This window comes from Exiguobacterium sp. TDN 0502 (assembly GCF_050846835.1).
Taxonomy (GTDB): Bacteria; Bacillota; Bacilli; order Exiguobacteriales; family Exiguobacteriaceae; genus Exiguobacterium_A.
On record NZ_JBOZGJ010000001.1, the window covers coordinates 207,768 to 229,475 of the forward strand.

20 protein-coding genes and 1 other annotated feature are annotated in these 21,708 nt (G+C 46.8%); of the genes, 9 read left to right on the plus strand and 11 right to left on the minus strand.

The window, feature by feature from the left end; translation table 11 throughout:
- Window positions 1-57: 57 nt before the first annotated feature.
- Window positions 58-1,764, minus strand: coding sequence for a septation ring formation regulator EzrA (ezrA, locus tag ACRPK8_RS00995; protein ID WP_432236519.1), 1,707 nt, complete (start codon window positions 1,762-1,764; stop codon window positions 58-60).
- 224 nt (window positions 1,765-1,988) lie between these two features.
- Between ezrA and ACRPK8_RS01000 the strand changes: the two genes are divergently transcribed.
- From ACRPK8_RS01000 to ACRPK8_RS01010, 3 genes are all read left to right on the plus strand, one after another.
- The gene (locus ACRPK8_RS01000; protein WP_432236520.1) at window positions 1,989-2,474 is read left to right on the plus strand and encodes a GAF domain-containing protein; all 486 of its coding nucleotides are present in this window, start codon (window positions 1,989-1,991) and stop codon (window positions 2,472-2,474) included.
- Window positions 2,475-2,707: 233 nt separating this feature from the next.
- Window positions 2,708-3,307 carry a 30S ribosomal protein S4 gene (gene rpsD, locus ACRPK8_RS01005; RefSeq protein ID WP_432236521.1) on the plus strand — a complete coding sequence of 200 codons (600 nt, stop codon included), beginning with the start codon at window positions 2,708-2,710 and terminating at the stop codon, window positions 3,305-3,307.
- 133 nt (window positions 3,308-3,440) lie between these two features.
- Complete coding sequence (locus ACRPK8_RS01010) at window positions 3,441-3,968, plus strand: biotin transporter BioY (RefSeq protein ID WP_432236522.1); 528 nt, start codon at window positions 3,441-3,443, stop codon at window positions 3,966-3,968.
- Window positions 3,969-4,010: 42 nt separating this feature from the next.
- On the opposite strand, the gene tyrS is transcribed toward ACRPK8_RS01010, so the two are convergent.
- Window positions 4,011-5,261, minus strand: coding sequence for a tyrosine--tRNA ligase (gene tyrS, locus ACRPK8_RS01015; RefSeq protein WP_432236523.1), 1,251 nt, complete (start codon window positions 5,259-5,261; stop codon window positions 4,011-4,013).
- 55 nt (window positions 5,262-5,316) lie between these two features.
- Window positions 5,317-5,523: a binding site (T-box leader), on the minus strand.
- A gap of 148 nt (window positions 5,524-5,671) precedes the next feature.
- Here tyrS and ACRPK8_RS01020 point away from each other — a divergent pair.
- Window positions 5,672-8,170 carry a transglycosylase domain-containing protein gene (locus ACRPK8_RS01020; protein WP_432236524.1) on the plus strand — a complete coding sequence of 833 codons (2,499 nt, stop codon included), beginning with the start codon at window positions 5,672-5,674 and terminating at the stop codon, window positions 8,168-8,170.
- A 46-nt stretch (window positions 8,171-8,216) separates the two neighbouring features.
- Here ACRPK8_RS01020 and acsA read toward each other — a convergent pair whose 3' ends face one another.
- Window positions 8,217-9,920: an acetate--CoA ligase gene (gene acsA / locus ACRPK8_RS01025; RefSeq protein ID WP_432236525.1), complete on the minus strand. Its 1,704-nt coding sequence runs from the start codon at window positions 9,918-9,920 to the stop codon at window positions 8,217-8,219.
- Between the two features lie 146 nt (window positions 9,921-10,066).
- Here acsA and ACRPK8_RS01030 point away from each other — a divergent pair, with 146 nt between their 5' ends.
- From ACRPK8_RS01030 to ACRPK8_RS01045, 4 genes are all read left to right on the plus strand, one after another.
- On the plus strand, window positions 10,067-10,699 hold the full coding sequence (locus ACRPK8_RS01030) for an N-acetyltransferase family protein (RefSeq protein WP_432236526.1): 633 nt from the start codon (window positions 10,067-10,069) through the stop codon (window positions 10,697-10,699).
- A gap of 18 nt (window positions 10,700-10,717) precedes the next feature.
- The gene (locus ACRPK8_RS01035) at window positions 10,718-11,350 is read left to right on the plus strand and encodes an acetoin utilization AcuB family protein (protein ID WP_432236527.1); all 633 of its coding nucleotides are present in this window, start codon (window positions 10,718-10,720) and stop codon (window positions 11,348-11,350) included.
- Window positions 11,347-12,540 carry an acetoin utilization protein AcuC gene (locus ACRPK8_RS01040; protein ID WP_432236528.1) on the plus strand — a complete coding sequence of 398 codons (1,194 nt, stop codon included), beginning with the start codon at window positions 11,347-11,349 and terminating at the stop codon, window positions 12,538-12,540. The genes ACRPK8_RS01035 and ACRPK8_RS01040 overlap by 4 nt, the downstream gene beginning before the upstream one ends.
- 102 nt (window positions 12,541-12,642) lie before the next feature.
- Window positions 12,643-13,392: a FixH family protein gene (locus ACRPK8_RS01045; RefSeq protein WP_432236529.1), complete on the plus strand. Its 750-nt coding sequence runs from the start codon at window positions 12,643-12,645 to the stop codon at window positions 13,390-13,392.
- A gap of 53 nt (window positions 13,393-13,445) precedes the next feature.
- Here ACRPK8_RS01045 and ccpA read toward each other — a convergent pair whose 3' ends face one another.
- From ccpA to ACRPK8_RS01065, 4 genes are all read right to left on the minus strand, one after another.
- A complete protein-coding gene (ccpA, locus tag ACRPK8_RS01050; RefSeq protein ID WP_432236530.1) occupies window positions 13,446-14,456 on the minus strand; it encodes a catabolite control protein A in 1,011 nt (336 codons plus the stop codon).
- Between the two features lie 158 nt (window positions 14,457-14,614).
- The gene (locus ACRPK8_RS01055; protein ID WP_432236531.1) at window positions 14,615-15,700 is read right to left on the minus strand and encodes a bifunctional 3-deoxy-7-phosphoheptulonate synthase/chorismate mutase; all 1,086 of its coding nucleotides are present in this window, start codon (window positions 15,698-15,700) and stop codon (window positions 14,615-14,617) included.
- Window positions 15,701-15,899: 199 nt separating this feature from the next.
- On the minus strand, window positions 15,900-16,436 hold the full coding sequence (locus ACRPK8_RS01060; RefSeq protein WP_432236532.1) for a YtxH domain-containing protein: 537 nt from the start codon (window positions 16,434-16,436) through the stop codon (window positions 15,900-15,902).
- Window positions 16,433-17,002: a DUF948 domain-containing protein gene (locus tag ACRPK8_RS01065; protein ID WP_432236533.1), complete on the minus strand. Its 570-nt coding sequence runs from the start codon at window positions 17,000-17,002 to the stop codon at window positions 16,433-16,435. Before ACRPK8_RS01065 ends, ACRPK8_RS01060 begins: the two co-directional genes overlap by 4 nt.
- Window positions 17,003-17,141: 139 nt before the next feature.
- On the opposite strand from ACRPK8_RS01065, the gene ACRPK8_RS01070 reads away from it, so the two are divergent.
- A complete protein-coding gene (locus ACRPK8_RS01070; protein ID WP_432236534.1) occupies window positions 17,142-18,254 on the plus strand; it encodes an aminopeptidase in 1,113 nt (370 codons plus the stop codon).
- A gap of 54 nt (window positions 18,255-18,308) precedes the next feature.
- Here the strand turns inward: ACRPK8_RS01070 and ACRPK8_RS01075 are convergent, their stop codons facing one another.
- The 4 genes from ACRPK8_RS01075 to ACRPK8_RS01090 all read right to left on the minus strand — a co-directional run bounded on the left by ACRPK8_RS01075 (window position 18,309) and on the right by ACRPK8_RS01090 (window position 21,682).
- Window positions 18,309-18,749: a Dps family protein gene (locus ACRPK8_RS01075; protein ID WP_432236535.1), complete on the minus strand. Its 441-nt coding sequence runs from the start codon at window positions 18,747-18,749 to the stop codon at window positions 18,309-18,311.
- 92 nt (window positions 18,750-18,841) lie between these two features.
- Window positions 18,842-19,357: a DUF2179 domain-containing protein gene (locus ACRPK8_RS01080; protein WP_432236536.1), complete on the minus strand. Its 516-nt coding sequence runs from the start codon at window positions 19,355-19,357 to the stop codon at window positions 18,842-18,844.
- A gap of 171 nt (window positions 19,358-19,528) precedes the next feature.
- Window positions 19,529-20,824: a UDP-N-acetylmuramate--L-alanine ligase gene (gene murC, locus ACRPK8_RS01085; protein WP_432236537.1), complete on the minus strand. Its 1,296-nt coding sequence runs from the start codon at window positions 20,822-20,824 to the stop codon at window positions 19,529-19,531.
- Between the two features lie 78 nt (window positions 20,825-20,902).
- Window positions 20,903-21,682 carry a hypothetical protein gene (locus ACRPK8_RS01090; RefSeq protein WP_432236538.1) on the minus strand — a complete coding sequence of 260 codons (780 nt, stop codon included), beginning with the start codon at window positions 21,680-21,682 and terminating at the stop codon, window positions 20,903-20,905.
- Between the last annotated feature and the right edge of the window lie 26 nt (window positions 21,683-21,708).

A 21,708-nucleotide genomic window follows, 5' to 3' on the forward strand; every position in this document is an offset into this window, starting at 1 on the left:
CCTCTTTTTACAAAAATAGGGTGACCATGTCGGTCACCCTGAATTGTCGATCCTGATTTAAGCGTGCAATGTTTCTTCTGGTACACACGACCGTTTGATGCGTTCGATCGCGGCCGGATCGTATTCATTTAGGACACGTTCCGCTAAGACAATCGTTCGTTCATAGTCGCCCGCTAAGAACTTGGTTTCCGCGATCGTCAGCGACATATGTATTTCATTGTCGTGGCGACGGTACCGGTTCGCATACTGAACGAGGCGTTCTGCATACGTGACTTCGAACACTAATGTATCTAACCGTTCTTGCACATGTTTAAACGTTTCTTGGACATCTTGGCTTTGAGCAACGATCGATCGGACATTAAACGGTAGCTCTTCTAATCGTGTCTCAAGCGTTTGAAGCGAACGATTCGCATTGCGAAGCGCTTCATCGACTTCCGACGGTAAATTCGGTAGACCGAGTCGCTTCAAGCGAAGACGCGTTTGCGAAAGCTGATGACGCCATTCGACGATCCGTTCGCGAACTTCTGTCTCTTCTTTTCGAAGGGCTTGAAGTTCGACCGTAAAGCGTTCGTACTGAATCATCAACTGTTCCTCTAAGCGAATCGCATCGCGCATTTGATCTTCGAGCATACTGAACGGAATGATTTTTCCGGCGATGGATTCATCAAGATCCTTAGCCGCCTCGAACAACAATTCCTCGTCCCGCTGAATCGCTTCATAGTGTACGCCAAGATCCGCCGAGATTTCATACTTCTCACGCAGGATACTGAACTCCTGTGCTAATTGATGAATCCGTTCCCGCATCCGTAACGCTTTTTGTTTCAAGAATTGGTTTTCTTTTTTCACTTGATGACGCGCATCGACCTCGCGGCGGAACGTATCGTACATTTGATCGACATCTGCAGATAACTGTTGAATCGCCTCTTCCAAACCGTCGACTTCAAGCATCTCGATTTTTTCCGAAAGACTCAAACGCTGTTCCTCGAACCGTTTGATTTCTGACTGGAGACCGAGCGGTTCAAGCGGGTACCCATCAAGAGACATTTCCTTATATCCGGCACCCAGCTGATCAATCCGTTGACGTAATTCATGTGCGAGAATCTTCCATTGCTTCGGTACGAGTTCAACGAGTTGCCGTGTCGCCGCTACTTCCTGCTCGAGTAATAAACTTGTTTCATACGCCTTCGTCACTTCACCTGAAGCTTCGTACTGGCACATCTCATTCCAGTGCGCATCGATCTGTTCACTCCGTTCTTCAAGACGCGCAAGTGCCGGACCAAACGAGGTCGCTTGAATCAATAGCGACTTTCGAACCTGACCTGCATCGGATTCGCCTTGCGCCTTCAGTTCCGCTAACACCGACTGATTCGTTTTGAACGTCGACATCTCGACGAGCATCTCATCGATCAGTCCTTCGAGTTCAGCAATCAATTGTTCCGTTATTTCGAGGTCATTCTTGACGGCGATGAAACGATATTTATCAAGCGCTTCTTCTGCCCGGTAAAGGGTTTCATCGATTTGGGCGACGTGGACCGTTAACAACTCTTCCCACGCTTGATGCCAGGAGCTGAACTTCGTCTCCGTCTCACCCGCCATCGGTAGTTGCTTTAAGTCCTGCAACTCCTTTGGAATCGATGCACTGACGATGCCTTGTTTACGCATATCAAGTTCATCGATTTTCGTGTAGTATTTTTTTCGACTGACCATGCTGAATAGCATGACGAGTAATACGATGACGATGACTCCGATCACCCATGCCCACATTTGTCACGACCTCCACTCTGTCCTGCGACTTCAGATTTTTCTCTAAATCGCAATAATCTTATCCTTATAATAGTATAGCGCAACCGTTTTGCATAGATTTACAAGGGCTTTTCCTGATTTCTTCCGCTCTTTTGAATCCTTTTTCCAAAAATCAATTGTTTGTCAGTCACAGAAAAACTCGGTAAACTAAAAAAAATACGCTTTCCACGGGAGGAATCTCTATTATGTTCGAAACAAAGACTTACGAAGGTGACCGGACGAAACAATATGACATGCTTTCAAAACAACTCGATGCCTTATTAATGGGAGAAGACAATCAGGTTGCGAACTTGTCGAATGCAAGCGCGTTACTCAACCAGTTCCTCGACCGCATCAACTGGGTCGGTTTCTATCTGACGGATACAGAACAAAACCAACTTGTTCTCGGACCGTTCCAAGGTCTTCCAGCATGTGTTCGTATCCCATTCGGTCGCGGTGTCTGCGGAACGTCCGCAGCGGAACAAACGACGCAACGCATCGAAGACGTGCATCAGTTCCCAGGACACATCGCGTGTGATGCAGCTTCCAATTCAGAAATCGTCGTTCCGCTTGTTAAAGATGGTCAAACGATCGGTGTGCTTGATATCGACAGCCCGGAATTCAATCGTTTTGATGAAATCGACCAAGCCGGTCTTGAAGCTTTCTGCGAGACATTGCTTCGCCATCTTTAATTCTGATTGACAGTCGATGGTGCAGACCGTATACTTGTAAAAGTGCAGAAATGATAACGATAGCGGTCAAATCGCTTACGTATCACATTTCATGACTCGGTGAATAACCGGAGGGGCATCGTGTAACTTTGCTATCAAGCGAGGGTGCCACATCATGAAATGGGCGTAATGTGGGTTTGATGGCGTTATTATTTTTATGCAAATAATAACGAACAATAAGGAGGAGTCTTATTATGGCTCGCTATACAGGTCCAGCTTGGAAACTCTCACGTCGTCTCGGTATCTCACTTACTGAAACAGGAAAAGAAATCGCAAAACGCCCTTACGCACCAGGTCAACACGGTAACAGCCGTCGTAAAGTATCTGAGTACGGTCTTCAACTTCAAGCGAAGCAAACACTTCGTCACATGTACGGAGTAAACGAACGCCAATTCAACCGTATCTTCAACGATGCTGGCAAAATGCCTGGTATCCACGGTGAGAACTTCATGTTCTTACTCGAAGCACGTCTTGATAACCTCGTTTACCGTATGGGTATGGCTCGTACACGTCGCGCTGCTCGTCAGCTCGTCAACCACGGTCACATCCAAGTTGATGGCAAACGCGTTGATATCCCATCATTCCGCGTGAAACCAGGTCAAACGATTTCAGTTCGCGAAAAATCGAAGAACTTCGTCGTTATCAAAGAAGCACTCGAAGTTGCTCCAGCAACTAAAGACTTCGTTACTTTCGATGCTGAGAAGCTCGAAGGATCATTCGTCCGTCTTCCTGAGCGTTCTGAATTGAACGATCAAATCCAAGAACAACTCGTCGTCGAGTACTACTCACGTTAATCGATTGTTCCAGCACCCACTTCGGTGGGTGCTTTTTTTGTACCTGGTCCTAAAAAAGAGTGACGTTCGACGTCTCGTTGTGTTAACCTTTAAATATACATAGTTAACACAAATAGAAAAGAGGACTTCATTCATGAAAACAAGAGATTTAACATTTATCGCCCTTGGTGCTGCCATCATCGCAGCCGTCAGCTCTTTGCCGCAAATGCAACTCGTCGGCGCCGTACCGATCACGCTGCAGATGCTCGCGATCATGACGGTCAGTGCGATCCTCGGCGGAAAACGCGGTGGGCTTGCTGTTTTGATCTTCTTATTGCTTGCAGCAGCTGGTCTACCCGTTCTCGGCGGAAAAGGTGGACTTGCTCCGTTCGTCGGACCAACCGTTGGTTATTTAATCGCCTTTCCGATTGCCGGATTCTTCATCGGTCTCGTCGCTGAAAAAACACGTCGTTTTGTTCCCTTATTCATCGGGATGATTGTCTTTGGACTTGGTTTAGTCTATCTGCTTGGAACATTCGGTCTGATGGCTGTACTCGATTTGTCATTTAAAGATGCCTTTGCAATCAACTATCCGTTTGTCCTATGGGATACGATCAAAGCAGTCATCGCAACGACGATTGCCGTTCGTTTGTTGCCACTCCGTTTATTCCGGACCGCTTGAAAAAAACGCTCCCTGTTCATGATACAGGGAGCGTTTCGTATATCATCCAGCATGCTCGACGACGAAGTATTTTTTCTTTCCGCGACGTACGATCGTAAAGCGACCAATCGCATCTGCTGCTGTGATTTCTTTCGTTAAGTCTTGCTCGCGTTCTCCGTTCAGGTAGATCGCGCCGTTCGTGACGTCTTCACGTGCCTGACGTTTGGACGGGCTGATTTTTGCCTCAACGAGCACGTCGACGAGATTCTTCGATTCCCCGAGCGTAAAGCGTGGCATTCCTTTGAACGCATCTTCGATATCTTCGACTTGCAACGATTTAATATCGCCACTAAAGAGTGCCGTCGTGATGCGCTGTGCTTGTGTCAGACCTTCTTCACCGTGAACGAGAACCGTCATCTCTTCTGCAAGGCGACGTTGTGCGACACGCTTCTCTGGTGCTGCTTTGACTTCTTCTGCGAGTGCATCGAGTTCTTCGTGCGTCAGGAACGTGAAGTATTTCAAGAACTTGATGACGTCGAGATCGTCGACGTTGAACCAGAACTGGTAGAATTCGTACGGTGACGTTTTGTCAGCATCTAACCAAACTGCCCCACCTGCTGTCTTACCAAATTTTTGACCGTCTGCTTTTGTAACGAGCGGTACTGTCAAGCCGAATGCTTTTTCTTCATGACCGGCGCGACGGATCAGCTCCATCCCTGCTGTGATGTTCCCCCACTGGTCACTACCTCCGACTTGGAGACGGCATCCTTGATCTTCGTAGAGTTTTAAGAAGTCAAACGATTGAAGCAGCATGTAGGAGAACTCTGTGAATGAGATCCCGTTTTGAAGGCGCGAATCAACCGAGTCCTTCGCAAGCATGTAGCTGACCGGGAAGTGTTTTCCGATATCGCGTAAGAAATCGATGATTGTCAAATCTTTCGTCCAGTCCAGGTTATTGGCAATCGTGACCGGGTTCTCTCCTTCCAGTGGTAAGAAACGAGATAGTTGATCTTTGATCCGGTTCGCAAACTCTTCGACGATGTCTGATGTGTTCAGTGAACGTTCCGTCGCCCGACCACTTGGGTCGCCAATCATTCCCGTCGCCCCACCGACGAGACCGACGACATGGTGACCTGCTTGCTGGAATCGTTTCAAGACTAAAATCGGTAACAAGTGTCCGATGTGAAGCGAATCCGCTGTCGGATCGAAGCCTGTGTATAGTGTCGTTGGTGTCTCAAGTAATGTCTTCAGTCCTTCTTCATCCGTCATTTGATTAATCAATCCGCGGAATTCTAAATCCTCTAATAACGTCATTGTTGTCTCCTCCTAAAGTTCACTTTTACAAAAAAAACCGTCCCTTCGTATAAAACGAAGGGACGGAAGATTCCGTGGTACCACCCTGATTGTCCTTCATAGAAAAGGACCACTTGGTTCGTCGATAACGGGACGGACCGCCTGATTTCTCAGGAAACTCCCGGAAGCGTAATTCATAAGGTCACTGTGTCCTAGTTCGCAGCACCACTAGGTCTCTGTCACAGGGAGTGACTTACTACTGTATTCCGATCTCAGTTTAACGTAAGATATGAAAATAAGATGGTTTCATGATACGTCGAAGGCGAATCCACTGTCAAGTCCGATTTCACTGGTGGATTTATGGTATAATACGTCTATCTGTGATTTAATATTAATTTACACCCAAGTTTAAGATGCAAAGGAGATCATTTATGCGCGAGAACTGGTCCAAGTTTTGGAATCACCCCCGAACGAAAGCCGTTCGGCACTGGTCAAATATCACATATGATGTTTCATGGAACATCATTTTGTTCCTCATCATAGCAGTCTTACTCGTTGGTAGTTTTTCTGTCGGTGCAGCGGGCGGCTATTTCGCTTCGCTCGTCAAGGACACAAAAGCACCACCATTGACTGAGATGAAACAACAAGTCAACAGCTACGCCGTCACGAGTCAAATTTACTGGGGTAGTGGTGAAAAACTGACGAACATCTCTACTGATGAAGAACGTCAGCCGGTCGACATCAAGGATATTTCACCATATCTTGTCGACGCCCTTTTATCAACGGAGGATGTAGATTTCTACCAACATGATGGCGTCGTTCCAAAAGCAACATTACGTGCCGTTCTGCAGGAACTGACGAATTCAGCCTCCCGCACAGGCGGAAGTACGCTGACACAGCAATTAATTAAAAACCAGATTCTGACGAATGAAGTTTCATTCGAGCGGAAAGCAAAAGAAATCATTTTAGCCTTGCGTCTAGAAAACGCAATGTCAAAAGATGAGATTCTACAGGCATATTTGAACGTTGTCTCATTTGGTCGGAATTCACTCGGTCGTAATATCGCTGGGATCGAAGCCGCATCACGTGGTGTCTTCAACAAATCGGCGAAAAAGCTGACGTTACCACAAGCTGCTTTCCTTGCCGGGATTCCGAAGAACCCCTATTACTACACACCGTACCTCCAAGGTGGCGTCGTCAAAAAAGACTTGACGCCAAGTGTCAACCGGATGAAAACGGTTCTGAAGCGGATGTATGTAGCGAAGAACATTACGAAAGAGCAATACGAAAAAGCAATCAAGCACGATATTACAAAAGATTTTGCAAAACAATCAAAACGTTCACGCGATACGTATCCGTACGTCTATGATTTGGCAGAACGCGAAGCCTTAAAAATCATGACGAAGTATTTCATGAAACAAGATGGCGTCAAGGAAGATGAAGTCAAGCCATCTGAGCTAGCAGAAGTTCGCGCAAACTATCAAGATCAAGCACTCGTTGCGCTTCGTCAGGGTGGGTATAAGGTACATCTGACGCTTGATAAAAAAATTCATGAAGCGATGCAACAACCTGCAAAAAATAATGCAAACTTCCCGGGTACCATGCAGTACAAACAAGTCGTCGATCCAAAAACGAAAAAGACGGTTTCAAAGCAAGACCCGGAAGAGACTGCAGCCGTCATGGTTCAAAATGAGACAGGTCGTATTCTTGGATTTGTCGGCGGACGGTATATGGACGGAAAAGCGGATGACTTCAACCGCGCCTTCCAGGCTAAACGTCAAATCGGATCGACAGCAAAACCGATTCTCGTTTATTCGAACGGGATTGAAAACCGCTTAATCACTCCGGCATCGACTGTCAATGATGAAGAGTACTACTACCAGACCGTACCGCGGCAACCTGGTGATACTCCGATTAAAAACGAAGGTGGACGTTACCGTGGTAACGTCACAGTCCGTACAGCACTTGAATTGTCATTGAACGTTCCGGCCGTTAAGATTTATGAGAAAATGAACATGTCGAACTCGATTCAGAAACTAGTCGACATGGGCGTTTCCGTACCGGATGCAATCCGTTATGCCCCTTCTGCGGCACTCGGAACGATGGAAATCACACCAGTTGAACTTGCCGGCGCATACGCAACACTTGCGAACTACGGTGAATTCGTTCAACCGTATGTCATCTCGAAAATCACGAAAGATGGCAAAGATATTTACAAGGCGAAACCAAAGAAAAAGCGGATTTACGAACCACGTACTGCCTACTTGACGCTCGATATGATGCGCGGCGTCTTTACGAAAGGTACAGCTACATTTGCTAAATCACGTTTGAATGTACCTGGCGACTGGGCTGGTAAAACGGGTACGACCAATGATGTCAAGGACTCCTACCTCGTTGGTTCGACACCAGGTGTAACGCTTGCCGTTTGGACAGGGCATGACCAAAATAACTCGCTGATTGGACCAACGACGTATTACCAACGGACACAGAATCTCTGGTCACAGATGGCGAATGCGACGTATGGCGCAAACAGCAGCTACTTCAAATCGGGCGCTCGCTTTACGCAACCGTCTTCTGTCACAGCAAATGACTTCAAGAACAGCGGTCGTTTCAAAGAAGAAGATAAGAAGAAAAAGGCGGAAGAAGCGAAGAAAAAAGCCGAAGCGAAGAAGAAGAAAGAAGAAGAAGCAAAAAAGAAAGACGAACAACAGAAACAACAAGAGCAAGCTAAAGAAAAAGCAGATACTGACGCGAAGAAAAAAGAAGCAGAAGATGCAAAACGTGCCGCTGATGCAAAAGCAAAAGCGGAAGCCGAGGCAAAGAAGAAAGCGGAAGCTGACGCGAAGAAAAAAGAAGCTGATGCTAAGAAGCAGCAAGAACAGCAGAAAAAACAAGATGAAAAGAAAAAAGATGCTGCTTCTGAGAATTAACAAAAAGGATGAATCACCTGTTGCGGTGATTCATCCTTTTTTACGTTTAATCTTCCATCGTCGATAGATCGCCGGTTTCAAGATTCAACTCCCATGCTTTCAGGACACGGCGCATGATTTTACCACTCCGTGTTTTCGGTAACTTATCCCGGAAATCGATTTCTCGTGGTGCCGCGTGTGCCGCGAGCCCCTCTTTGACAAAAGCTTGAATCTCTTGTTTGAGTTCATCGGTCGGCTCATATCCATCTCGTAAAGCGATGAACGCCTTGATGATTTCGCCACGGACCGGATCCGGTTTCCCGATGACTCCGGCTTCCGCAACAGCCGGATGCTCAACGAGACGGCTTTCGACCTCAAACGGACCGACCCGTTCTCCCGCTGTCATGATGACGTCATCGACACGACCTTGGAACCAGAAGTACCCTTCATCGTCCATATAGGCAGAGTCACCCGATACATACCATCCTTTAAAGAAATACGATTCATACTTTTGCGGATTATTCCAGATTTGCCGCATCATCGATGGCCATGGCGTTTTTAAGGCAAGGTTCCCCATCCGAAACGGCGGTAGTTCATTTCCTTGATCATCAATGATTGCCGCTTGAGTACCTGGAATCGGTTTTCCCATCGATCCAGGCTTGATGTCCATCGCTTTATAGTTACAGATCATCATCGCACCCGTCTCCGTCATCCACCATGTATCATGAATGCGTTGATCGAACGCTTCTTTTCCCCAACGGATGACTTCTGGATTCAACGGTTCCCCGACCGATAACACATGGCGAAGACTCGAGAGATCGTGGTGGTTCGCGACATCCGCACCAGCTCCCATCAGCATCCGGAAAGCTGTCGGTGCACTGTACCAGACCGTCACCTTATATTTTTCGATGACGCTGTACCAGAAGTCTGGGTTGAAGCGTCCTCCGACGACGACATTCGTCGCTCCGTTCAAGAACGGCGCGAAGATACCGTAACTTGTTCCTGTCACCCATCCCGGGTCAGCTGTGCACCAATATACATCCTCTTCTTGTAAATCAAGCACCCAGCGTCCCGTCATCAAATGCTGAATCATCGCATTTTGGACATGGAGGACACCCTTTGGTTTTCCGGTTGATCCTGAAGTATAATGCAGAATCAAACCATCTTCGCGATCCAACCAGACCGGTTCAAATACGTCAGATGCTTGCTCGAACGCTTTACGGAAATCGAGTGACGTTTCTGATTCTTCCACGCCCTCGTCGACAAGTACGACCTTTTCAAGTGATTCCAGTTCCCCAACCGGAACACGTGGGAGTAATGCTTTCGTCGTCACGAGCAACTTCGCTTCAGAATCGAGCAATCGATCGCGAACGGCTTGTTCCATGAATGCCTCGAACAATGGACCGACGATTGCCCCTACTTTAAGGGCTCCGAGTAAGGCAAAATACAATTCCGGTGAGCGCGGCATGAAGATGAAAATCCGGTCTCCTGCTTTGACCCCTGCATCAACCAAAACGTTTGCCGCTTTATTCGTCGATCGCTTCATATCTGCATATGTGAACCGCTGTTCCGTCGTTCCATCGAAATAAATCAGCGCATCCTTGTTCGCCCGCTCACCTTCAGCATGACGATCGATTGCTTCATGAGCCATGTTGACTTTCCCCGTTGTCGCCCATGTAAAGTATTGCTCAGCATCTTTCCAATCGTACGTGTTCGTCTCATCATACTCCGCTAACCAATGCTTCCCCGGAAGCGCTTTCAGAACTTTCATGTCTCGTTCCTCCCCTTCTATGTTTTCCTCTTCATTATAAGCTAGTTAAGCGTCAGTTCAATCCATTTGCCGTCAATTTGTTAAAAAATCCCTCTCTTTGCAAGAGCGCTTTCGTCTATAATGAGAAGGAAGGTGGTGACGCTTACATGTTTGAAAAACAATTCAATCATCGAACGCACGAAACATCGCTCGGTCCTGTCGACATCGAAGGTCCGGTACCGAGTGAGACACTCGCAACGTATACGCTTGATCCCGGATTAACGGCTTTTCGTCCACCTGCCGAACAGCACCAGGCACTCGTGGAGATTGCAGCTCTTGAAGAAGGTCGCATCATCATCGCCCGTCAAGGAACGGAAATCATCGGTTATGTAACCTACTTATATCCCGATCCTTACGAAACGTGGAGTGAGGGCAACAATCCATATATTTTAGAACTCGGCGCAATCGAGGTTTCAGCTAGATTCCGTGGACAACAAATCGGTAAAAAACTACTCGAGGTCTCGATGCTTGATCCTGCCATGGAACACTATCTCATTTTGACGACTGAATATTATTGGCATTGGGACTTAAAAGGAAGTGGCTTATCGGTTTGGGACTACCGAAAAATCATGGAGAAGATGATGAATCACGGTGGTCTTGTCTTCTTTCCGACAGATGATCCAGAAATCGCCTCCCATCCCGCTAACTGTCTGATGGCGCGTATCGGAAAACACGTCTCCCCTGAAGTCGTCGCGCATTTTGATGCACTGCGCCTGAGAAGACGTTTTATGTACGACTGAGATCGAGGAGGAATCGTCATGTTAATCGAACAAATCATGAATACGACGTGCGTCACGATGCAACCGACGAACTCGATCGCTCATGCGGTTGAACTCATGCAACGACATCGTATCCGTCATATTCTTGTCGTCAATGCGCGGCACGAACTGGTAGGTCTTGTCGGATTAAAGGAAATTCAAAGTGCGAGTAGCATTTTTCATCCGGATACATCAAAACAGGATCTACAGTATCCCGTATCCAGCATTATGATCGAAAGTCCCATCACGGCTCATCCACTGGATTTCTTGGAAGATGCCGCCGTACTGTTTTATGAATATCGTTTGACATGTCTGCCGATCGTCCGCGGAAAACGACTTGTAGGAGTCGTGACGGAGACGGACTTGCTGCGCACGTTCGTCCAATTGACCGGTGCACTGGAACCGAGTTCGCAAATCGAAATTCGTGTTGAAAATACAGCTGGCACCCTTGCCAAAATCGCTACGTTACTCGCGAAAACGAACATCAATATTTTAAATGTACTCGTTTATCCGACCGATGATCCGTACGTCCGGATCGTTGCGTTTCGTGTCCAGACGATGAATCCGATTCGGATCATCGACAAGTTACGCAAAGAGGGCTTCGATGTACTGGGACCGGATGTGAGCAGATGAAGGACTTCGCTTACCTCTACAGCCCGGAAGAAGCGGCATATCGTTTTTCCGAGACACATCCCTTTAATCCGTTACGTCTCGAGTTAACCGTCTCCTTATTAGAAGCCATGGATCAGTTAACGGATGTTCCCTGCATTGCTCCACGTCATGCGACGGATGAAGAGCTCGCGCTTGTGCATGACCTCGATTATATTGCTGCCGTCAAAGCAGCCGAAACCGGGGAGCTTTCACCGCTTAAAGCGCAGATGTACGGTCTCGGAACGGAAGATACACCGCTGTTTCAGGGAATGCATACCGGCGCCTCCCTCCTTGTCGGTGGAACGATCGAAGCGTGTGATCTCGTCTTATCTGGACAATACAGACGCACCTTCCATATTGGTGGTGGACTTCACCATGGATTCCGTGGAAGAGCTTCTGGATTTTGTGTATACAACGATACTGCTGTTGCGATGGCAGCCATGATTGAAAAATATCACTGTAAAATTCTTTATGTCGATACGGACGCCCATCACGGGGATGGAGTCCAGTGGGCTTTTTATAATCGAAAGGATGTCATGACACTCTCTTTACATGAAACCGGTCGATACTTGTTTCCCGGAACAGGGATGGTGACAGAACGCGGTGCGGAAGAAGGGTATGGATTCAGTTGGAATGTTCCTCTCGATGCGTTTACGGAAGATGATTCCTTTTTACTCGCTTATGAGACAGCCTTGCATGAAGCATGTGAATTATTCCGCCCGGACCTCATCATCACCCAAAACGGTGCCGATGCCCATGCCCTTGATCCCTTGACCCACTTATCCTTGACGATGAAGAGTTATGAACGCATTCCTCAAATCGCCGTTGCTGCCGCAAATAAATACACGAATGGAAAAATCGTCGCGCTTGGCGGTGGCGGATATGACTGGTATCGTGTCGTTCCCCGCGCCTGGAGCCAGGTCTTTGCCGCTCTGACGGATCAATCACCTTTTCGCGGCGACATCCCTGAGTCCTGGCAGCGACGTTGGTGCGGACAGGAAACCACACTACCGACGCATTGGCATGATCCGTTACCGCTCTACCCAGCCATCCCTCGGCGCCCGGAAATCGAAGAGAAAAACTGGGAGACCGTCAAACGATTGGTTTGGCCGTTCGTCAGCGATGAACGCAAGAAACAACTGTCATCCATTTCCCCCTATTCCGCCGAATAATTGACTTTTTCTATTCACAATTATTTCGTTCGGAGTTCACATCTTCTTGCTATACTAAATATGGAATTTTTACTTAGTACATGAATAATTGGGGGAATCATCATGAAAAAGGCATGGCTTTATTCCGGTCTCATTCTATCGACGGGGATCGTACTTGCAGGGTGTGGCAATGAAAAGCAGGCAATGGATCACGATAACATGCAAGGATCCGGAAAACCGACGGTGGACGTCAAGGTGGACGTTCCGGCAAAAACAATGGAAGATGATGCCGTTGTTTTTAAGGCGTCAGCTGTCGAACAGAAGAAACCCGTTAATCTCGAAGACGTAACCTTTGAAGTCTGGGAAGCCGGTAAACAAGACGGTGATCACCAAAAATTCAAGGCAACACTGAAAAAAACGGGTTCCTACCAAGCAGAAGCTAAACTTGCTGAAGGTGAATATGAAGGTCTTTACCATATCAATGATAAAAAAGGTCTCCACCATATGGATAAAATCTCCTTCGTCGTGATGGATCATTCACATGAAGAAGAAGATGCTTCGCACGAGCATGAGCACGCAGCCGTCGATGGTCTGTCTGTTCATTATATGGGAGCCACAAAAGTGAAGGCGGGAGCTGAAATGCCAGTGTCCTTTCATGTGTTCCTTGACGGAAAGCCGATCAAGGCAAACGTCCAAGTCGAAGTGATTGAAACAGGAATCGAGAAACACACGTATGTACCATTGGCTAAAAAAGGCGATGCGTATAGTGGAAAGATTACAGTAACGGAGCCAGGTCAGACGACTGTTCGTCTCCATGTTGAAAATGATCAACTGCACCATCACCAAGATCAAATGATCACGGTAACCAACTAAAAAAACGTCTCTTTTTTCAAGCAGATCGCTTGAGAGAAGAGACGTTTTTTCGATTAAGGGCGTGTCGAATCCCGTTGTTCGATTCGGTGTGGCAGCGTTACATCGTTCGTTTCGATTTCTTCTTTGTTCAAGATTTTCGTCAATAAACGCATCGAGACTGCTCCAATATCATACATCGGTTGCACCACCGTCGTCAATTTCGGACGAATCATCGTCGCGAGGCGCGTATTATCGTGTCCAATGACTTCAAAGTCATCCGGTACGCGATGTCCAGCGTCTTGCAAAGCATGAATGACACCGAGTGCCATCTCATCCGTCCCAGCAAAAATCGCACGTGGACAATTCTCACCGAGTTCTAACAATTGGTTCATTGCTTTCATTCCCGAATCATACGTATAGTTTCCGAGGACGACATTTTGCTCATCAAATGGAAGATTCGCCTCATCAAGAGCCCGACGATAACCAGCAAATTTCTTTTCTCCATTGATTTGTTGTTCGAGTGGTCCCGTGATGAATCCGATCCGCTCATGCCCGCGGTCGATTAATGATTTGACGGCGTCATGCGCAGCACTTTCATAATCGATGTTGACAGCCGGTAAATCGTAATCTTGATTGAGTGTCGCAGCTAAGACAATCGGTACAGGTGATGTTTTGAATTCACGAACGAGATCTTCATGCAGACGTCCGCCCATGAAGATGATCCCGTCGACCTGTTTCCCAAGCAATGTATTCAAAAGATGAATTTCTTTTTCCCGATTTTGGTCGGAGTTACAGAGAATGATATTGTATTTATACATCGTCGCGACATCTTCAATTCCTCGGGCTAAATCCGCAAAGAAAATGTTCGAGATATCAGGTACGATGACACCGACCGTCGTCGTTTTCTTACTCGCAAGTCCACGTGCAACAGCGTTCGGGCGATAGCCGAGCTGTTCGATTGCATCCTGGACCTTCTTTCGTGTAGACGGTTTGACATTCGGATTTCCGTTGACGACACGCGATACCGTCGCCATGGAAACAGCTGCCTCCCGCGCGACGTCATAAATCGTAATATTACTATTCAAAACAAATTCCTCCTTTAGTATGATCCATCTCAAGTGTTTTCATTTCGTTTTCATTTTTAGGCAACACGAAAGGAAGACAGGAAAAGATAGTTTTCTTTTCCCATTCTTCCTTCATTGTAAAACGTTTTCATTCGCTTTAGGTCACCCTTTTTCGAAAATCATTGAACGTTTAGTGCCGGAAAGGTAGTCGTCAAGTTTTCGATGAACGTATCGAATTCTTGGAAATCAAGTTGTTGGTTGGCATCAGATAGTGCGAGTGCCGGGAATGGATGAACTTCCACCATGACAGCGTCAGCACCAATCGCGTATGCTGCTTTAGCTGTCGGTAAGAGAAGATCTTTCCGTCCTGTCGAATGCGTCACATCAACCATGACCGGGAGATGCGTTTCTTGCTTCAGAATCGGAACAGCCGAGATATCGAGTGTGTTTCGCGTTGCACGTTCGTATGTCCGAATGCCACGTTCACACAAGATGACTTGTTCGTTTCCACTCGCCATGATGTACTCGGCAGCATACATGAACTCTTCGAGTGTTGCGGCAAGACCTCGTTTTAAGAGGACCGGTTTATTCGTACGGCCGACCGCTTTGAGTAAATCAAAGTTTTGCATGTTGCGTGCACCGACCTGGATGATGTCGACATATGGTAAAGCAGATTCAACCGCACTCGGTGTCATGATTTCAGTGATGACATGCAACCCGTGCGCATCCGCTGCTTTTTTCAACATTTTTAGACCATCGAGTCCAAGACCTTGGAAGTCGTAAGGTGATGTACGCGGTTTGTACGCTCCGCCTCGCATGAACTTCACGCCATGTTTTGCGAGTTGTTCCGCGACTTCGAATACTTGCTCTTCGCTCTCGACCGCACACGGTCCAGCGATTAATTGTTGTGAACCGTCTCCAATGACGGCGTCCCCGATTCGGATGATCGTATTCGTCGGCTTCTGTTTCCGTGATACGAGCAGTTTCCGAGTCCGGTCTTCTCCTTGCAGTTCAAGAGAAGCTTTGAAAATTTCTTTAAATACATGCTGAAGGCGTCCTGTTTCAAAAGGTCCATGGTTATTAGCGGCAATTGATTCAAGCATTTGACGTTCCCGAACAGGATCATAACGGTCAAGCCCTTGTGCCCGTTTGACTTTTCCGATTTCGACGGCGATTTGACCACGTCGGTTCATCAATTCCAATAATTCTGCATTCACTAAATCGAGTTCATCACGTAATCTTTTTAATTCTGCGTGTTGATCCATGTCCTACCACTCCCTAATCAGCATATAGCTCGTAATAGCAACTAATTATAACGAACTCTTTCCGTGTTGTACATAAAGAAGCTGCATGATTTCTTAAAATATGAAAATTATTTATGTTTTTTCATATAACTTTTCCCGTATTCTTTCATGAAGAAATACGAAAAAAGAGCTCTCGCGACGAGAACTCTTCATTCCATCTTTATTTTTTATGATTGACATCAGACTGTGGATCATTGTCTTCCTCTTGTTCTTCTGCCAGTTGTTCCCGTAGCTCCGAAAGATCAGCGACCGTCTCCGTATCGATTTCTTCTGCAACGGATGCCCCGTCAACCTCGTCGCCGATTTCACGTTCGATGTCACGGACGAGCTGTTCTGCTTCTGCGAGAGCAGCATCGATGCTTGCCTGATCCTTTTCAAAACCGGCATATTGTGCCGCTTCCTGTACCGTCGAATTGTTCTTCGCCTTTTCAATGACAGGCGCTGCCTTGTCTTTTGCAAGCTGAATCCATTCACCTACGAGTGGTTCTGCTTTTTCACGAACGACTTGCGTCTGTTCCGTCAAACGTTGACGCGCAGGTGCGGTACGCTCATCAATCAGATTGCGTACTTCACGACCTGATTTCGGACTAGAAAGGAGAGCTGCCGCAGCACCAATCAATCCACCAACGATGACTCCCGCAAGGAAGCCACCTCCTTTAGAAGAATCTTGTGCTTGATATGGGTGTTGTTTCGTCATGATTTACGATCTCCCTTCAACTCATCTGGAATGCTTTCGACATCCGGTACCGACACGACTTCCGGTGTGACCGGTGTCTCCGCTTTTTTGCGGAAGCGGCGACGTGGCTTTTTCTCGACCGTCGTCGTTGCCGTCGAATGATTTTGAACTGTTGTTTCTGCCGGTTTATTTTTCTTGAATAACTCTACAGCAACCGAACCCCAACGGACTGCTTGCGCAATCTGTTCTTTATTCGTATCCGCCGCACCAGCAACCGTATCGGAGACCGTCCGGACAGAGTCTGTCACTTTGTTTAAGGATGTACCGAGTTCTTCAATCGAGTTGGCGACAGGTGCAAGCAATTCTGTCTTTTCTTCAATCGTATCGACCAGACGATTCGTTTTATGTAACAACGCTGTCGTCTCCATCATGATACCGTCTAATTGACGTTCAAGTCCTGCTGTCGTGTTGGCTACATTGTTGAGTGTCTTACTCGCAGCACCTAATACACGGGCAAGGAAAATAACGAGCACTACGAATGCGATCGCAGCGACTAATCCGGCGATTCCGCCTAATGTGATTTCCATGGTTCTTGCCTCCAATTTTTTTGCATAGTCTTTTGTTGTTAGTTCGACATGTAGCAAGTCGTTCCTGCTACTCCAAATGGTTTATTTCCGTTACAATGATAAATGAAACCTACATAATCCATTTCAAGGGGGAAATTTCATGCGTGACCCACGTCTTACTCAACTGGCAACGAATCTCATTAACTATTCGGTTGCCCTTGAACCTGGTGAAAAAGTATTGATTGAAAACTTCGGCATCGAACGCGAACTGGTCGAGGCACTCGTTGAAGCTGCCTACGCGGCTGGTGGTCATCCGTTCGTCTTACTGAAGGATAATCGTATCCTACGAAAATTATACCGAAATGCTTCAGAAGAGCAACTCCAATTGATGGCAGACGTCGAACGCAAGCAAATGCAAGCGATGGACGCATACATCGGACTACGGGCTGGTGATAACATCAATGAACTGTCGGACGTACCGGCTGAACAAATGAAACTGTACGGTCAAACAATCGGGAAGATGCATACACAGGATCGTGTCAAAGGAACGAAATGGGTCGTCCTTCGTTTCCCAACCGCATCGATGGCACAACTTGCCAACCAATCAACGGAAGCATTCGAAGACTTCTACTTCGATGTCTGTACGCTTGATTACGAAAAAATGGGACGAGCGATGGAACCACTCGTCGACTTGATGAACCGGACGGACCGTGTTCGCCTCGTCGGACCAGGAACGGACCTAACGTTTTCGATCAAAGACATCCCGGCCATCAAATGCGCTGGAAACGCCAATATTCCAGACGGCGAAGTCTTTACAGCACCGGTCAAGGATTCCGTCAACGGTGTCATCTCGTACAACACACCGTCTCCGTATCAAGGGTTCACGTTTGAAAACGTCAAACTGACGTTCAAAGACGGTAAAATCGTCGAAGCGACGGCGAACGATACGGATCGGATCAACCAAGTCTTCGATACCGATGCTGGTTCTCGCTTCGTCGGCGAATTCGCGATCGGCGTCAATCCCTTCATTCAGCATCCGATGAAGGATATTCTGTTTGATGAGAAAATCGATGGCAGTTTCCACTTCACACCGGGTCAAGCTTACGAAGAAGCTTACAACGGTAATGATTCATCGGTCCACTGGGATCTCGTCAACATCCAACGTCCTGATTACGGTGGTGGAGAAATCTGGTTCGATGACGTATTGATCCGTAAAGAAGGTCGTTTCGTCCTTCCAGAACTCGAAGTCCTCAATCCCGAAAACTTGAAATAAGAAAAAGCGGATGGCTGGTCCAATAAAAGGACCGGGTCATCCGTTTTCTTTATCTTATTTTTTCAATGTCGCACGAAGCATCCAAATTTGTTTTTCGATTTCCTTCGCTTGACCGAGCAGATCATCTTCCACCGTCACGTCCTGCGCCTCAAGATGTTCAATTGCATCGAGCATCTCTTTTCGGACTTGCTGGAAGTCTTTGATGACGGAATCAATCATCTCATCAGCCGACAATCCTGATTTCGCTTCTTCAAGCGTCGTTTGCTCTAGATATTCTTTTAGCGTCGCTGAAGGCGTTCCGTTATTCATCAAGAGACGTTCCGCTACGGCATCATATTGCTCTGACACCCATGTATAGAGTTCTTCGAGCTTCTGATGAAGCGTCAAGAAGTCTGGTCCTTTAATATACCAGTGATAATTGTGGAGTTTAACGAATAAGACCCCATAGTTTGCCACCTGTTGATTCAAAGCTGTTTTTGCGTGATTACTGATCATCTGATATTCCCCTTTCCTGATTTCAAATGACGTTCTATTTCATCTTTATCCTTAAATAACAAAGGATAAACATCATTTTCAGGAAGAGTGGATTATCGCGGACGTTTTAAGCCTTTCAGCATATACCCGCCCTTAAAATCAACGGAATCAAAGGCAACGAGGAATGCTTTCGGTTCATACTCCTCAACAAGGTTACGGAGCACTTTCATACGGGTTCGAGCCGCAAGAACATCTAATCGGTAACGGATACCGTCTCGTCCTTGACCTTGATAATGTGTCACGCCAAAACCATTATCCCGAATGACTTGAATCAGTTCTGCCGGAAATTCCTGCGTATGCACTTGAATCATATTGTAACCGATGGCGAGTTTTCGTTCGACATATCCACCGACAAGTATTCCAAGTCCGAATCCGAGCGCATAAACGACCATACCGAGTGTCGTTAAATCTCTAAAAACGATTCCGAGTGCAAAAATGTAAATCAATGTTTCAACCGTTCCGAATAATCCGGCAATGACGGTCCGCCCTTTGACAAGCATGATCGTCCGTAATGTCAAAACAGGAACGTAAATCAACTGGAGCAATAAGATGAGTAAAATCTGTCCCATGGTGTCTTTCCTCTCTGTAATAACTTCAACACATACACACTATTTCAAACTTCATTTCAAGATGCAATCCTATTTTAGATTTTCCTCATCCGTTTTTTGAAATTACTATCATAATTCAAAAATACGACAAAAAAAGTGCCACTCCGGTCGAGTGACACTTTCGGTTCTCACTTATTTCGCACTTTGGTACTGATGCTGATACGTTTGGATATCGCCCGCTCCCATGAACAGAAGCACGGCATTTTCATGCTGACGCAGAACAGAAACGTTGTCGCGTGTCAGAATTGAAGCCTGCGGGATTTTTTCCTGCAAGTCTTCGACTCGTACTTGTCCTTCCTGTTCACGTGCCGATCCAAAGATTTCGCACAGATATGTCGAATCTGCTTCACGTAACGAAGTGGCAAAATCATCCATGAATGATTTTAAGCGTGTGTACGTATGCGGTTGGAAAATCGCGATGACTTCCCGGTCCGGATATTTCTTCCGTGCCGACTCGATCGTTGCGCTGATTTCCTTCGGATGGTGTGCGTAGTCGTCCACTAGAATCTGTGTGCCGAATTCCGACTCACTGAAACGGCGTTTCACGCCACCGAATGTTGCTAGGCGTTCCGCAACATCCTCTTTGCTCAATCCTTCATACTGACAAATCGCAATGACCGATAATGCATTCAAGACATGATGGCGACCGAATCCTGGAATGAGGAACGTACCATAGAAATCATCACGTAGATATACATCAAACGATGTGCCATCTGGCGTTGACGTCGCATTCTCTGCCCGGAAATCATTGTTTTCTCCAAAGCCGTAATAAAGAACAGGAACATTCGCTTGAATGTTTTGAAGATGTTCATCATCTCCACAAGCAATGATGGCTTGCTTGACCTGCATCGCCATCTCCTGGAAAGCCGAGACGACATCGTCGATTCCCGTGAAATAATCCGAGTGATCGAAGTCGATATTCGTCATGATGGCATAATCCGGTTTGTAATATAAGAAGTGACGTTTGTATTCACATGCTTCGAAGACGAATGCTTTCGCATCCTCTACCCCTGCTCCGGTGCCATCTCCAATTAGGAAAGCAGTCGGTGTAATGCCACTCAAGACATGTGAAAGCAAACCTGTCGTCGATGTTTTTCCGTGTGAGCCTGTAATGGCGACCGAACGATATTCATTTGCTAAGTGCCCTAGGAAATCGTAATAATGATGGATCGTTAAACCAAGTTCATTTGCCCGTGCGATTTCTGGATGATCATCCCCAAAAGCATTCCCTTGGATGATGACGTAATCTTCTTTGATGTTATCCGCATTGAACGGGAAAAACGGAATTCCCTTAGCCCGTAAAGCGTCTTCAGTAAAAATGTGCTTTTCGATGTCTGAACCTTGTACCTCATGATTCATTTCATGCAGTACCTGGGCGAGCGCACTCATCCCTGTTCCTTTGATTCCAACAAAATGATACTTTGTCATATAAAAGCCCTCCAATTCACGTTCCGGTCCGTACCATCGGGCTCGGGTACAAAACCTGTACCATTATAGCAAACCGATTTATTTTTTACCATGTAAATTATTTTGTTCTCGGCGAGCACGATACATCGCCATTAAATCCTTTGTCGTCATGACGACGTTAACAGGCGGTCCGACTGGTTTTTTTACTTCAGACTGTGCAGGACTTGAAGCGACATCTTGTTCCGCGAACGATACGTCCGACGTCGAAGATGGAGCAACGGTTGTATCTTCCACTTCCTGATCAACGATAAGTCGCTCATCTGATACTTCACGGGAATCCGTCTGCACAGTCGCTTCCTGCTCCGATGCTTCCTCGGGTTCAGAAGTAGCCGGGACGATGGATTCCGGCATTTCTGACTCCGATTCTGTTTCTTCTACAGATGTCACCAGGTCTTCTGATCCTGTCAGCGCTTCGGCTTGATGGGCATCGTCCTGATCAATTTCCGGTTCCGGTACGAGTAATTCAGCATCTGTCACCGGAACAAAGCCTGCATCCGCCTCTGATTCGTCTAAAACGACTTCTTCCGATACAATCACTGCTTGCTCATTCGAGGCAACCCCATCCACAATTCCCTCTTCGTCTCTATCTGAAACCTGATTGACGTTCTCCGTCTCTTCCACAGGATTCGTTGCATCCGGAACGGATTGTTTTGGACGCTGAAATCCGTAGATCGGTGATGGAACATCCGTCAAAACGAAACGATCTTCCCGCTCTTCTTTTTTAGGACGCTCTACAGGCTTCGTCTCTCGTTCCCCCGCAAGTTCGCGGCGAATCCGAGCCGCTTGTTCCTTTAGTGACTGCTCATAACGATTACTCATACGCTCACCCCTCCATCTTGTTAAAA

Bases quoted from the DNA above. Each gene is read 5' to 3' on its own strand.
- ACRPK8_RS01075 (WP_432236535.1), bottom strand. From the start codon at position 18,749: ATGATCAGTAATCACGCAAAAACAGCTTTGAATCAACAGGTGGCAAAC.
- ACRPK8_RS01020 (WP_432236524.1), top strand. From the start codon at position 5,672: ATGCGCGAGAACTGGTCCAAGTTTTGGAATCACCCCCGAACGAAAGCC.
- tyrS (WP_432236523.1), bottom strand. From the start codon at position 5,261: ATGACGTTATTAGAGGATTTAGAATTCCGCGGATTGATTAATCAAATG.
- rpsD (WP_432236521.1), top strand. From the start codon at position 2,708: ATGGCTCGCTATACAGGTCCAGCTTGGAAACTCTCACGTCGTCTCGGT.
- ACRPK8_RS01010 (WP_432236522.1), top strand. From the start codon at position 3,441: ATGAAAACAAGAGATTTAACATTTATCGCCCTTGGTGCTGCCATCATC.
- murC (WP_432236537.1), bottom strand. From the start codon at position 20,824: ATGACAAAGTATCATTTTGTTGGAATCAAAGGAACAGGGATGAGTGCG.
- ezrA (WP_432236519.1), bottom strand. From the start codon at position 1,764: ATGTGGGCATGGGTGATCGGAGTCATCGTCATCGTATTACTCGTCATG.
- ACRPK8_RS01060 (WP_432236532.1), bottom strand. From the start codon at position 16,436: ATGACGAAACAACACCCATATCAAGCACAAGATTCTTCTAAAGGAGGT.
- ACRPK8_RS01090 (WP_432236538.1), bottom strand. From the start codon at position 21,682: ATGAGTAATCGTTATGAGCAGTCACTAAAGGAACAAGCGGCTCGGATT.
- ACRPK8_RS01080 (WP_432236536.1), bottom strand. From the start codon at position 19,357: ATGGGACAGATTTTACTCATCTTATTGCTCCAGTTGATTTACGTTCCT.
- ACRPK8_RS01000 (WP_432236520.1), top strand. From the start codon at position 1,989: ATGTTCGAAACAAAGACTTACGAAGGTGACCGGACGAAACAATATGAC.
- ACRPK8_RS01030 (WP_432236526.1), top strand. From the start codon at position 10,067: ATGTTTGAAAAACAATTCAATCATCGAACGCACGAAACATCGCTCGGT.
- ACRPK8_RS01045 (WP_432236529.1), top strand. From the start codon at position 12,643: ATGAAAAAGGCATGGCTTTATTCCGGTCTCATTCTATCGACGGGGATC.
- ACRPK8_RS01040 (WP_432236528.1), top strand. From the start codon at position 11,347: ATGAAGGACTTCGCTTACCTCTACAGCCCGGAAGAAGCGGCATATCGT.
- ACRPK8_RS01065 (WP_432236533.1), bottom strand. From the start codon at position 17,002: ATGGAAATCACATTAGGCGGAATCGCCGGATTAGTCGCTGCGATCGCA.
- ACRPK8_RS01055 (WP_432236531.1), bottom strand. From the start codon at position 15,700: ATGGATCAACACGCAGAATTAAAAAGATTACGTGATGAACTCGATTTA.
- acsA (WP_432236525.1), bottom strand. From the start codon at position 9,920: ATGAAAGTTCTGAAAGCGCTTCCGGGGAAGCATTGGTTAGCGGAGTAT.
- ACRPK8_RS01070 (WP_432236534.1), top strand. From the start codon at position 17,142: ATGCGTGACCCACGTCTTACTCAACTGGCAACGAATCTCATTAACTAT.
- ACRPK8_RS01035 (WP_432236527.1), top strand. From the start codon at position 10,718: ATGTTAATCGAACAAATCATGAATACGACGTGCGTCACGATGCAACCG.